Below are 12,850 nucleotides of genomic sequence, written 5' to 3'. Positions count from 1 at the left end.
TGGAGCGGGTGATGGGAATCGAACCCACGTATCAAGCTTGGGAAGCTCGTGTTCTACCATTGAACTACACCCGCGAAAGCGGGCTGAAGGATGGATGTTGGGGGGGGATTGTCAAATAGGGCTCTCAGTTTGCATTGTTAGGGACAGGCTTAAAAATTTCTCGCCTCGGGCATGGAACGAGCGCTACTCTAATTCCCGCGATCAGTTTGGACGTTTGCAGTCATGTCTGAAGTCCCTTCATCCTCCCCGCGCCCGGGATCGGGCTCCAAGCCTTCCACAGGCTGGCAGCCTCCTTCCCTGGAAGACATGCAGGCGATGCTGCCGCAGTATCAGTTTGTCTCGCTCCTCGGCCGTGGCGGCATGGGCGCGGTTTACAAGGCGGTGCAGATCACATTGGACCGCCCCGTGGCCATCAAGGTGTTGCCGGGTGACCTGATCGATGACACGGACGCGCAGTTCGCCGAACGCTTCAAGAACGAGGCTCGCACGATGGCGAAGATGAACCATCCGAGCATCGTCAACGTGTATGACTTCGGCGAGACGAACACGGGGCTGCTCTACATCGTCATGGAGTTCATCGACGGCACGGATGTGTCCAAGATGATCGCTGCGCAGGGCAGGCTGCCGGAGAACTACGCGCTGTCCATCACGGCGCATGTCTGTGATGCACTCGCTTATGCGCATAACCATGGGGTGATTCATCGCGACATCAAACCGGCGAATATCCTCATCAACATGGAGGGCGCGGTGAAGGTGGCCGACTTTGGACTCGCGAAGGCCAATGACCCGAACCAGAGCGGTCTGACGAAAACCAACATGGCGATGGGCACGCCGGACTTTGTGGCGCCTGAGGCACTCATTCCCGGCATCCCACTGGACGGACGGGCCGACTTGTATGCCATTGGCGTGATGCTTTACCAGATGCTCACCGGCGAGATTCCGCGTGGGATGTGGACTATGCCGGGGGTGAAGCTGGGAACAGATCCGCGTTTTGATGCGATCATTGGCAAGGCGATGCAGACAGACCGGGAGACGCGCTATCAGAGTGCGATGGATCTCCGCAGGGATCTGGACACCATCCTGACGACGCCTCGCGCGGCCATGGCTCAGCAAACGCCCGTGTCCCCCACGCATACAGCGCAGAAGCCCGTTCAAGGCGCGCCTCAACGCCAGGTGCAGAAACCTGTAGAAGAACCGCAGACTCCGTCGTCCGCTCCGAGAAAGTCCGGCAAGGGCCTGGTCATCGGCCTGGGAGCCGCCGCGGTCATGGCGATCGGAGGTTATGTCTTGATGAAGCCGTCGCCTCAGGCCAAGAAGGCGACGGCCCCCACAGCGTCCAAGCCTGTAGCTTCCCCCAAGCCTGTCCCGAAGACTGGTCCGACGTCGTCGCCCACCATTGCTTCTTCACTGCCGCCTCTGCCAAAACGCGCAGCGAAACAAACGCTCGACCTTCTCGCCCTCACCGATCCTGAGATGGATCGCGTGCCGGTTGTGGGGATGATCGCCAAGAACGAATGGAAGCGGGAAGGGGGAGAACTGGTGTACCAGCCTGATGGCAAAGCAGGAAAACTCGCTGCACCCGTGGCGATCGACTGCACGGACTACGAGATCGAATTCAAAGCGAAAAAGCACAGCGGCAATGACCGAATTCATGTGGATATTCCGCTGGGGAAGTCGCGCATTCTGCCTGTTGTTCTCAATGCGCCGGGACGCAAAGTGCTCAATGAGAAGGATGGCGGCGCGTGGTGGGGAAGCGCGGACGGTGAGGTTCATGTTTCCATTCGCGTCATCCATCAGCCTGGAGCCGCGGATCGTATTCTCATTCAACGGCTGGATGTGAAAGGCAACCCGCTCGTTGATTGGACCGGCGACATCGAATCACTCGGAAAAACAGGGGAGGAGCACCCCGCATTTCCGAAGCAGCCGGTGACCTCGGTTTTTGTGAAGCAGGACAAGTATGCTGTGCAGCAGTGGACGCTGCGGGTGTTCGATGGCGAGGCAAAGGTGCTGCGGGAAGCCGGGGGCCGGCCTGCTGTAGCTGCGGATGGTTCGTGGGCGCGTTGGACAGGTCCCGGTGGAGCCACAGCGGACAAGTCGTGGACCTTCAGCGCTGCCGAGGCACGCACGACGCAGCGCACGACCCTTTGGTCTCCAGAAGAGTTCAGCGGGGACATGGAGGTGGAATTGGAGTGGCTTGTGGGTCCGCGGGGCAACGGCGGACTGTTTTTCCATGTGGGAGGCACGAACGAACTCGAGGCGCCGGAAATGCAGCTCGCCGACAAGGCAAACTCCGGTTCCACCTGGTCAGGGGGATTGTATGGCATTCAGGGAGCTTCGAAGGAACTGACGAAGTTGAATGACTGGAACACCGCCAAGCTTGTCGTCAACGGTTCGAAACGCGAGCACTGGATCAACGGCCAGCGTGTTTGCAGCTACGACGTGGACAGCCCCGGATTCGCCAATGCTTTTGCAAAAGCGAAGCTGCCGGTGAAGCCTGACTTCAAACGTCGCTCCGGCCGTCTGGTGCTTCAGGCGAATGCTGGTGAGGTGGCCTACCGGAATCTGGTCGTCCGTTCGCTTGCCTCCAAAGATGCTCCGGTGGTTCCGGCTGTGGCCACGCCGACTTCAGCACCACCCGCCAGCATGCCTCCGGCATCCGTTGCGCCGGTGGCCAATGACCCCGTATCTCTCAAACTCGCTGATCTGGAATCCAAATTTCAGGCGGCCGTTGAGCGCGATGCAGGCGCGGCTTACAAGGCACAGGTCGCAAAGCTCAACACCGGCTATGTCGCTGCACTGGATCGAGAACTGGCCGCCGCGACGAAGGCGGGAAAACTGGAAGACGCGGTGATCCTGCGTGGGGAGAAGCAGCGCATCGCCGATGGAAAAGGTTTGCCACCGGAGGATCTCGATTCATTGCCGGAGGCCCTGAAAAAACTGCGGGCTACCTGGCGTGGGGCGGAGGCAGGCTACGCGAGACAGCGTGGTGATGCAGCCGCGCCTTTGTTTGATGCGTACGACCGGACTCTCGGCGCGTTTCAGGTCGAGCTGACGAAGCATAACAAGATAGACGATGCCCTGCGGGTGAAAACGGTTTGGGATGATTTGGTGAAACGGCGTTCGGAGCTGGTGGTCGTTTCTGCGGCCACAGCGAGCGCTGCGCCAGTCACTCCTGGCACAACAACAACTGCTTCCGCAGCGGCCGTACCAGTGGAATCGTCCAGTTCCTGGCGCAAAACGGCCGAGTGGTTGATTTCCGTCGGGGGCTCGGTCAGCGTGAAAGGCGTCGGAGAAGTCAACAGAGACACGAAGAACCTGCCATCCGGGCGTTTCATCATCCAGCGGATCATTCTGAACCCACAGCCGAAAGCAGGCGCGGCCATCACGGACGATGACCTCACGCGCTTCAACGGACTGCGCGACGTGGAGGTTTTGCTCCTCAATCGTCTGCCGAACGTGACCGGCTCCGGGCTGGCGGCCCTGGCTTCGAGCGCGGACAGTCTGCGGGAGATCGAATGCGTGGATGTCGGTCTGCAGCCCAGCTGTGTGGATCACCTTCTGCGGTGCAAAAACCTGGAGACGCTTGTCCTCAACAGCATGAAATCGCTCACCCCGGAGGCGCTGGCCCGGCTGGGGGGGCTCAAGAACCTTCGCAGCCTGGACCTGCGCTCGAATCCTGGCTGCGACAGCAAGGCGCTCCTCGGATTTGCGGATTGCACCAAGCTCACCTATCTGGGGTTGAGCGGCAGTTCGGTCACTGACGAAGGTCTGCTTGCGATCAAAGGCATGTCGGCGTTGGAGCATCTTGACCTCGGGGGGCTCCGCGGTGTCCAGGGGCCGGGTCTGGCGAACTTGGCCGGTCTAATGCAACTGACACGTCTGAACTTGGGTGCCACAAGTGTCACGGATGATTCCCTTCAAGCTTTGCAAAAGCTGACGAAGCTGGAAGTGCTCAACCTGAGTAGCACCAAGATCACCAGCGCGTGCCTGCCGCATCTGGCAGGGTTGAAGAAGTTGCGGGAGCTCAATGTGTCGGCTGCTGACTTTACAGGGGCGGGTTTGGATGTGCTGGCAGGCTGCGTGGAACTGGAGGAACTGTCCTGCGGCGGTGGTGGAGGCAATCCTCCCTGCAACATAACCGACGAGGGGCTGCGTGATCTGGCGAAAGCTGCGCTCCCGATGTTGCGAAGGCTTTACATCAAAGGGAAAACCATCACGGATGCAGGCATGGCTCATCTCGCCCCTTTGAAGCTTACCGACCTCTATTTGGAGCGGCAACCCGGCCTGCAGGGAGCACGCGCCCTCGCCAGCATTCAGACGTTGCAGAGCCTTAGTTTCGGCGGTGGTCCCGCAGATGACTCGGTGGTGGTGGAACTGGCCGCGTTGAAGTCGCTGCGCTCGCTTTCATTTTATGATTGCCAGGTCACTGACGCGGTCCTCCCGGCCATTCTGGCCATGCCAAACTTGAAAAGGTTCTTCTTCTACAACTCCAACATCACTCCCGCGGCGATCGAGGCTGCGAAGAAGGCGCGGCCTGATTTGAAGATCGGGCGTTAGGACGGCAGTACTTGCTCTGAATCAAGTCGTCCGCCTGCGTCGCAGCACACACGTGGTAAGCCCCAGGCATGCAAGCAGGGCGCGCCCCGGTTCCGGGACGGCGTCAGTTATGAAGAGACTGAAGTTGTCCGCGGATGAACCATAAACATCGCCTGCATACATGTGAAAGCCCGCAGCAGTAATGTTGGGCTCGTACGAGCCATTGCCAGGGTTGGCAACGCTACCAAAGGGATTTACCGACGACAAAACGGACACACCATTGATGGAGGCGCTGAGCAGATTGGTGGCGTTGTCAAAGTCGAGCAGCAGGTTGTTGGAGCCGCCGACGTTAAATCCGGGCGCTAGGGAACCCGCGGTAATCAGATCCTGGGAATTGAAACCGTAGTGAAGGCCCCGCACCTCGTACTCCCCCGTGTTCATCAACCGCAGGGTGACGACTCCTGTGTTCCATTCCGCCGAATCAAAGGTGGCGCCTGGATTGTCAAACAAGCTGATGGACGACCAGGACACCGTGCTTGGGTTGTTGGTTTGAGTCACGTCCAAGGAAAGCACCGCCCGCTCGCTTCCCAGCACCGGGCTGTCCACCCAGGCCAGTCGTGTGACTGTATCCCCGCCCGGGCCAGGATTGGCACCGGTAGCGTTTGTGTATACGGCGCCTCCGCTGGTGTTGTAGCCGCCGCCTCCAGTTGACCCTGCGGTCCAGGTGTAGCTGCCGCTGCTGGAAAACTCAACGGAATCTCCGTTCAAGGGCGTGCCGTCGGCATGCACGCCGCCATTGGTGAATGAGTCAGTGATGGTGACGGAAGCCTGCAGCGGAAGGGTCGCCAGTATCAGGAACAACGAGAGGACAGATGTCAGGGCACCTGTGGGCATCCAGCGTGGATGATGATTGGAGTGCATGATTTTCATATTTGAGTGGCTGATGGAAATGATTCGGCATAGCGTGGCATCAAGGCCACCATTTGACTGGTGGTGCTGGGGTAGAGAGAGGCATGGCATCGGACGAGAAAATCCACCTCTAATGAGCTCACATATCGTATAAATGCCCGCCATAGCAGGATCATGCCTGCCGCTGCAATAAGACGAGCGAAATTCGCCTTCATGAGTGCGAATTATTTGGGATGTCGGAACCTTTTTCAAGATTAAAAAGAGAAGGTGCATGGGCGATCCTGCTGCTTTTCGGCAAGCCATCCCGCTCTGGTCTGCATAGCTGCATTCACTGGCGTTCACCCGGGCTTGTGCTGGATGTCGTCTGGCATGAGCATCGTTGTGGCAGTCTTGCCGTCAATTTACGGGGCGGCTGCATTTTGATGGTTGAGACGTTCCCTGCCGGACGTAGTTTCGTCCCGTATGAAGCAAACGCTCCGCCATTTGACCCTTCTGATCTGCCTTCTTTCGTTGGCCCTTTGGGCCCCCGCGTCTCTCCCGGCGCAGCAGGTGGATGAGAAGGAGCTGCGGAGCTGGGCGGATCGTGGCGATGCGGACGCGCAGTTTGAACTCGGTTTGCGCATGATCACAGGGGAAGGTGTGAAGAAGAACCTCGGAGAAGGCGTGAAGTCGATCGAGAAGGCCGCCAAGCAGAAGCACCTGCGTGCGCAGCATGTGCTGGGCACCCTTTATGAGGACGGGGTCGGGGTGAAAAAAGACCTCGCCAAGGCGGCGGAGTGGTATCGCACGTCGGCCGAACTCGGCTTCGCTCTTTCGCAGCACAGCCTTGCCGCGATGTATGAGGAGGGCAAAGGGGTGCAGAAAGACACGGCCAAGGCCACGGAGTGGTTCAAGAAGGCGGCTGATCAGGGGAATCCGCCCTCGCAGACCGCCTATGCCGCGAAATTGGAGCGTGGTGATGGCGTCGCAAAGAGCACTGCGAAGGCAGCCCTCTGGTATTTGAAGGCGGCACAACTGGACTACGTGCCCGCGATGACGCGCCTCGCGAACTTATACTACACCGGTCAGGGAGTACCGGTGGACTATCGGCGCGCCGGTGCATGGTATCGGCGTGCAGCACGTTCCGAAGATCCATGGGCATCGAATAATCTCGCCTGGTTTCTCGCCACCTGTCCTGAAGACAATCTGCACAATGGTGAAAGCGCCGTCCTGCTTGCACGGCGTGCGCTCAAACTCGTCGCAGAGGTCGTGCAGAGCGATGAGCAGCCCTATGAGATGATCGACACGATGGCCGCCGCTCTCGCCCGCAACGGCGAATTCAAAGAGGCGGAACTCTGGCAGAAACGTTGCATCACGCTGCTCGATGAGGACAAAGACCTGCCTGCGGAGGATCGCAAAAAGCTGCAGGATGAGTTTTCCAGCCGCCTCAAGCTCTACCAGAAGGCGACCCCCTTTGCTGAACCGGATCCCAAGGGCGAGGAGGGCGCAGAACCCCTCCCGCAGGACACAATTCTTCAAGATGAGGGCCTGCCGGAGACGAAACCTAAAAAATCCACGCCCAAGAGCGGTCGTGGAACGGTCGTTTAAGGACGAGGCCCGACCTTTTCGCAACTCCATCCTTCTCACACTCGTTCCGAGTTGTGGCGCAAGATCCGCATGATTGACCGCAATATCTGCAAGACCAAGTCCCTCTCACACGGTTAAAGCGCTCACCATTTCACCTTTGGCATCCGCCTCCCGCCCCACCTCTCATGTCCACCGTCGCCGTTCGTGCTGCTTCTCTTCCGCCGCCCATCCCGGGCTTAAATCGTCGTCTCCGTCAGCCGAAGAAGAACATCCCGCAGACCAAACAGGACCGTGACCAAATCCTCACCTGGGTGAGGAATTACGCAGAGGAGCAGAAACTCGTCCCGCCGGTGCCGCTCAATGAGCTGCAGGAGCACACGGACAAAATCCTCGCCATCCATGCCATCGACAAGATTCATCGGGATTACGTCGGGGTGCTGCTTGCGAACGAGACCTGGCGCGAGTCGCTGGCGACCGTGCCGTTCGAAAAGCGCCTGCTGCTGATGCCGAAGTGCCTGCGCGTTGAAAGCAAATGCCCTGCGCCCTTTGATGAGTTCGGCCTGCTCTGCAAGCAGTGCGGCCTGTGCTCCATTCAGGACTTCCAGAACGAAGCCGAGAAACTCGGCTACGCCGTCCTCGTCGCTGAAGGCAGCGCCATCGTGATGTCGCTCATCCAGACCGGCAAGATCGAGGCCATCGTGGGCATTTCCTGCCTGCCTGTTCTTGAGCGCACTTTCCCGTATGTCGAGGCCGCTGCCATTCCCGCTGTGGCCGTTCCTCTTCTTCAGGACGACTGCATCGACACCGTTGTCGATATTGACTGGGTCTGGGACTACATCCATCTCACCAGCGATGACAAAACCCGCCGCCTGAACCTCAACGCGCTTCACGACGAGGTAAAGACCTGGTTCACCGTGGAATCACTCAACACGCTCATGGGGCCGTCTCGTGGGCACAGCGACGACATCGCACGTGAATGGCTCGCACGTGCGGGCAAGCGATGGCGTCCGTTCCTCACTGTTGCTGCATACCAAGCGCTGCGTGAAGACCCGGAAGGTCCGATCTCGGACACGGTCAAAAAAGCCGCGATCGCTGTCGAAATCTTCCACAAGGCCTCGCTCGTTCACGACGACATCGAAGACGGCGACGCCGAGCGTTACGGCGAGACCACGCTGCACACCGAGCATGGCATTCCGGTCGCGCTGAACATCGGCGACCTGCTCATTGGCGAAGGTTACCGACTTCTCGCTGACAACGACGCTCCCGCGCACATTCGAAGCGCCGCACTGCTGGTCGCCGCCGAAGGCCAGCGCGAGCTTTGCATCGGCCAGGGCGCCGAACTGCTCTGGACACGTCATCCTGTCGCACTCAGCAGCACGCAGGTGCTCGAAATTTTCCGCAGCAAGACCGCGCCAGCGTTTGAAGTCGCGCTCAAAGTCGGAGCCGCACTCGCCGGCCAGCTCGACGAATGCGCTGACGTTCTTCATGCCTACAGCGAAAACCTCGGCATCGCCTACCAGATTCGCGACGACCTCGACGATCTTGGTGAAGACTCCGCTGCGGACAATGAATGGAACATGCGTCCGAGCATCGTGCTCTCGCTCCTGCGCGAGAAGGGCAAAGGTGAGGTCAAGGAGCAGATGGAAGCGCTATGGAACGGCGCTTCGACTGCGAAGCCCGACAACGCCACCATCCGCCAGTGGGCGCTCGACAGCGGAGCGCATGAAAAAGCGATGACGCTTCTCGAAAGCTACAAGGAAGTCGCCATTCGTTCGCTTCAGGAAGTGGAGCTGCCGAATTTGAAAGGCCTTCTGCGCCGTGTGATCGGGAAGATCTTCAATGAACTCGAGATCAAGGGCTGGTGCCGTGAGTTCGAGCAGAAGAACCTGAACCCTGAGGTTCTCGCGGAGGCTGCCAAGGCGGCCGAGCATCTTGTGCCGAAGGTTGCGGACGCGTGATCAGGATTTGCAGCGATTCGTTGGCATAAAACTGTGAGTTTGATCATGCTCGCTTCGTTTGAAGGCGACCATGAAGTTGTCCTGCCTCTGCCTTGCGTTTCTGTTTGTCGCTTCGTTCGTTCACGCCGCCGATTCGCGTCCGAACATCCTGTTCATCGCCATCGACGATCAAAACGACTGGATCGGCTGCATGGGTGGTCACCCGCAGGTGAAGACGCCGTCGATCGATGCGTTGGCAAAACGGGGCACGCTTTTCACCAATGCGCATTGCCAGGCACCGCTGTGCAATCCTTCACGCAGTTCGTTGCTAACGGGTCTGCGTCCGTCCAGCACAGGCATCTGTGGTCTGTCGCCGGGCATTCGTGAGGTCGAGCAGACGAAAAACCACGTCACCCTGCCGCAGACCTACACACAGGCCGGTTACTTCACCTCGACTTCCGGCAAAATCTATCATGACGGCTCCATGCGCGGCGGCGATCAGAAATTGGAGTTCAACGAATGGGGCAATCGCGGCCCGATGCCACGTCCTCCGAAGCCCATCGCGAATCTTCCCGGTCCAGATCGTCATCCTGCGATGGACTGGGGCGTGTTTCCTGAAAAGGACGAGGACAACGCCGACTGGAAAATCGCCGACTCCGCCATCGATGCGATGAAACGTGCACCTGCGGACAAGCCGTTCTTCATCGCTGCTGGGTTTCGTCTGCCTCACGTGCCGTGCTTCGCCTCGCAGAAGTGGTTTGATCTGTATCCAATGGACGAGTTGAAGCTGCCGCCGGTTAAAGAAGATGATCGCGACGATCTGCCGAAGTTCGCTGACTTCCTGCATTGGAAACTGCCCGAACCTCGCCTGAGCACGTTGCGCAAATACAACGAGTGGAAGCCTCTTGTTCGCGCTTACCTCGCCTGTGTGAGCTTCATGGACAGCCAGGTGGGCCGTTTGATGGCCCAGCTGGAAGTCACGGGCCGTGCAGAAAACACGATCGTCGTGCTCTGGGGAGATCACGGCTGGCACCTCGGCGAAAAACTCATCTCCGGCAAAAACACCCTCTGGGACCGCAGCACCAAGGTGCCGCTTGTCTTCGCCGGTCCTGGTGTGAAAGCAGGGCAGGTGTGTCACCGACCCGCTGAACTGCTCGACATTTTTCCGACGCTGCTCGCGCTCACCAAATTCCCCGCCCGCAGCGATCTCGAGGGGCATAGCCTTGTTCCGCAGCTTCAAGATGCGAACGCGCCACGTGAATGGCCCGCCATCACGACGCACAACAAGGGGAACCACGGCATCCGCACGGAGGACTGGCGCTACATTCGTTACGCCGACGGAAGCGAGGAACTTTACGACATGAAAAAGGATCCCAACGAGTGGACCAACCTTGCTGGAGACTCCAACTACACCGAAAAGAAAGCCGAGCTGGCGAAATGGCTGCCCAAGATCGACAAAGGCCCGGTTCCCGGAAGCAAGAGCCGCGTCCTGACCTACGATCCCGAGACGCGCGAGGCCGTGTGGGAGGACAAACCGATTGATAAGACCGCTCCGCTGCCCGAGCCGTAAAGCGTGTCGTCCCTGATCAAATCCTGGCGCTTCGGCCTCGCATTCCTCTCGTTTGTCGTCGTGGGATCGTTGCTGCTGCTCGCCTGGTTGCGGCAGCGCGAGCGCGAGGAGTCAAACCGGCTGTTTCACGCTTTGGCGCAGGCCGATGCGGAGTTTGTGCGGCAGATGAATCTTCCGCGCAGCGAACGGCTTGCTCGTGATCTGGAACGGTTGGTCGGTGAACACATCGAGTTCCGCGAGGCAGGGAAGGGGATGGCCGAGAATGAAGACACGCTTGTCATCCGACTCGATGACAAGAACGACATGCTCTTCACGCGCAAACCTGTCGCGTCACAGCTTTCCATGCGCGATCCGGCCACGCGGAACGCTTTGATCGTATTCTGGCTCGTTTCGGCGCTCGTGGGCTGGTTGCTGGCACGGGAACGCATCAAACGCGCGCAGTCCGAGCGTCTGGCGATGCTTGGCCGCGTGGCGACGAGTCTCGCGCATGACATCAAGAACCCGCTCGCCTCGATTCAACTGCATGCGCAGTTGATGACACCGGAGAATGTGGAGGACGCCAAGGCGCTGAAACTTATTGCGAGTGAATCTGAAGTGATCGCAGGCTTGGTGAATCAGTGGCTGCATCTCGCCAATCCGCTGCCGCCGAAGCTTGCGAAGCTTGATGTTGGGGAATGCGTTCGTGCTGTGGCGCAGAATCTCGAACCGCAGGCACAGCATGCGGGTGTGAGCGTCGAAAACAGTCTTGCGGGCCCGATTTGGGTGAGAGGCGACACGCAGCGGCTGTCACAGGCTTTCCGGAACATCCTCGTGAATGGCATCCAGGCGATGCCTCGTGGGGGCAGGTTGCGAATCGAGGCCGAAAATCACGAGAGGATGGTTGTGATTCGTTTCACCGACAGCGGTCCGGGCTTTTCGGATGCGGCACTTGCCCGAGGCACGGAATTGTTTTTCACCGAGAAGGAAGGCGGCATGGGCGTGGGCCTGAATATTGTCGCCAGCGTCGTCGAAGCGCATGGCGGACGACTTGAAATGAAAAATGACCCCAAGGGCGGAGCGGTTATCATCGTGTCACTTCCCTCATCCGACGCATGAACGCCGCCATTCTCATCATCGAAGACGAATATGCTCTGGCCGCCGCGCTCTCGACGGTGGTGCGCCGTCTCGACGCCACACCGGTGGTCGCTGCGAGTGGACAGGGTGGCATTGACAAGCTGGGCACGCAGGACTTTGCGCTCGTCCTTCTCGATGTCGGCCTGCCGGACATGAGCGGACTGAAGGTGCTGGAGAAGATTCAGTCTCTCCCGATGCCGCCACCCGTGGTCATCATCACCGCGCACGGCACGCTCGATACGGCATTGGAGGCTCGGCGCCTCGGCGCACGCGAGTACTTTCTCAAACCACTCGATCTCGCCGCTGTCCAGCGGACGATTCGTGAGGTTTTCACTCCCGCGAAGATAGAATCGACAGCCGAAACGACCATGATCGGCTTTTGTGAGGCGATGCAGCAGGCGTTTGCTGCGATCGCGCAGGCGAGCGGCTGTGACACGCCGGTTTTGCTGCAAGGGCCTCCCGGCAGCGGCAAGAGCCTGGCCGCGCAGGTGATTCATCGCCACAGCGCTCGTGCGAAGGAGCCGCTGGTGGTGTTTCGCGCCGATGAGTGGCCCGCGGACGCTGTGGAGGACGCGTTGGACGATGCCATTGCCAAAGCGGGCAGCGGCGCGCTTGTTCTTGATGAGATTGGTACATTCTCAAAGCCGCTGCAGGCGGTGTTGATGCATCGCTTGGGCGATTTGAAGGCGCGAATCTTCAGCACGGCCAGTCGCGAATTAACTGAGGTGCGTGAAGATCTGTTTTACGCGCTCGCAGTGCTGCAAGTGACGCTGCCGCCGCTCGCGGAACGCACGGGGGACATTCCAGCGTTGGCGTCGTCATTCCTTGGTGATCACGTTTTGTCCGCCGAAGCGCTGGCTGCGCTCAAGGCGCACGCATGGTCTGGCAACGTTCGTGAGTTGAAAACTGCGATGGCGCATGCGGCAGCAGTTTGTGGCGGGAGCACCATTCTGCCGCATCATCTTCCCGCGGGCATCGTCAACGCCGACGACGCCAATCACCTCGAAGACACGATGAAGCGCAGCCTGGCCGCGTGGCTCGATCAAAAGACGACCGGCGAGGATGAATCAATGCCTGCCTATGACGATCTGCTCGAAACGGTGGAATCGGCAATGTTGGAGACGCTGTTGAAGCGTTTCGACGGCAAACCGACACGACTGGCGGCGGCGATGAAGATGAATCGCGCGACGCTCCGGCGGAAACTGAGGGAGGAGTGACC

7 protein-coding genes and 1 tRNA gene are annotated in these 12,850 nt (G+C 59.4%); 6 read left to right on the top strand and 2 right to left on the bottom strand.

Going from position 1 to position 12,850, the window contains the following annotated elements; translation table 11 throughout:
* Positions 1-74: transfer RNA gene (locus KDL09_RS21140), tRNA-Gly, on the bottom strand.
* A gap of 148 nt (positions 75-222) precedes the next feature.
* Between KDL09_RS21140 and KDL09_RS21135 the strand changes: the two genes are divergently transcribed.
* Positions 223-4,557, top strand: a complete 4,335-nt coding sequence (locus KDL09_RS21135; RefSeq protein ID WP_294389517.1) for a protein kinase — start codon at positions 223-225, stop codon at positions 4,555-4,557.
* A gap of 21 nt (positions 4,558-4,578) precedes the next feature.
* Here KDL09_RS21135 and KDL09_RS21130 read toward each other — a convergent pair whose 3' ends face one another.
* Positions 4,579-5,457, bottom strand: a complete 879-nt coding sequence (locus KDL09_RS21130; protein WP_294389515.1) for a PEP-CTERM sorting domain-containing protein — start codon at positions 5,455-5,457, stop codon at positions 4,579-4,581.
* 450 nt (positions 5,458-5,907) lie between these two features.
* Between KDL09_RS21130 and KDL09_RS21125 the strand changes: the two genes are divergently transcribed.
* The 5 genes from KDL09_RS21125 (at position 5,908) to KDL09_RS21105 (ending at position 12,848) form a co-directional block, all read left to right on the top strand.
* The gene (locus KDL09_RS21125) at positions 5,908-7,032 is read left to right on the top strand and encodes a tetratricopeptide repeat protein (protein ID WP_294389513.1); all 1,125 of its coding nucleotides are present in this window, start codon (positions 5,908-5,910) and stop codon (positions 7,030-7,032) included.
* Positions 7,033-7,196: 164 nt separating this feature from the next.
* On the top strand, positions 7,197-8,969 hold the full coding sequence (locus tag KDL09_RS21120) for a polyprenyl synthetase family protein (protein WP_294389511.1): 1,773 nt from the start codon (positions 7,197-7,199) through the stop codon (positions 8,967-8,969).
* A 70-nt stretch (positions 8,970-9,039) separates the two neighbouring features.
* On the top strand, positions 9,040-10,518 hold the full coding sequence (locus tag KDL09_RS21115; protein WP_294389508.1) for a sulfatase: 1,479 nt from the start codon (positions 9,040-9,042) through the stop codon (positions 10,516-10,518).
* Positions 10,519-10,521: 3 nt separating this feature from the next.
* Complete coding sequence (locus KDL09_RS21110) at positions 10,522-11,613, top strand: HAMP domain-containing sensor histidine kinase (RefSeq protein ID WP_294389506.1); 1,092 nt, start codon at positions 10,522-10,524, stop codon at positions 11,611-11,613.
* Positions 11,610-12,848 carry a response regulator gene (locus KDL09_RS21105; RefSeq protein ID WP_294389505.1) on the top strand — a complete coding sequence of 413 codons (1,239 nt, stop codon included), beginning with the start codon at positions 11,610-11,612 and terminating at the stop codon, positions 12,846-12,848. The genes KDL09_RS21110 and KDL09_RS21105 overlap by 4 nt, the downstream gene beginning before the upstream one ends.
* Positions 12,849-12,850 lie beyond the last annotated feature (2 nt).

The sequence above is a fragment of the Prosthecobacter sp. genome (assembly GCF_020439865.1).
Taxonomy (GTDB): Bacteria; Verrucomicrobiota; Verrucomicrobiia; order Verrucomicrobiales; family Verrucomicrobiaceae; genus Prosthecobacter.
Note: the sequence above shows the minus strand (reverse complement) of the source record. Positions and strands in the feature narration are given on the sequence as shown.

Bases quoted from the DNA above. Each gene is read 5' to 3' on its own strand.
- KDL09_RS21105 (WP_294389505.1), top strand. From the start codon at position 11,610: ATGAACGCCGCCATTCTCATCATCGAAGACGAATATGCTCTGGCCGCC.
- KDL09_RS21120 (WP_294389511.1), top strand. From the start codon at position 7,197: ATGTCCACCGTCGCCGTTCGTGCTGCTTCTCTTCCGCCGCCCATCCCG.
- KDL09_RS21125 (WP_294389513.1), top strand. From the start codon at position 5,908: ATGAAGCAAACGCTCCGCCATTTGACCCTTCTGATCTGCCTTCTTTCG.
- KDL09_RS21135 (WP_294389517.1), top strand. From the start codon at position 223: ATGTCTGAAGTCCCTTCATCCTCCCCGCGCCCGGGATCGGGCTCCAAG.
- KDL09_RS21130 (WP_294389515.1), bottom strand. From the start codon at position 5,457: ATGCACTCCAATCATCATCCACGCTGGATGCCCACAGGTGCCCTGACA.
- KDL09_RS21115 (WP_294389508.1), top strand. From the start codon at position 9,040: ATGAAGTTGTCCTGCCTCTGCCTTGCGTTTCTGTTTGTCGCTTCGTTC.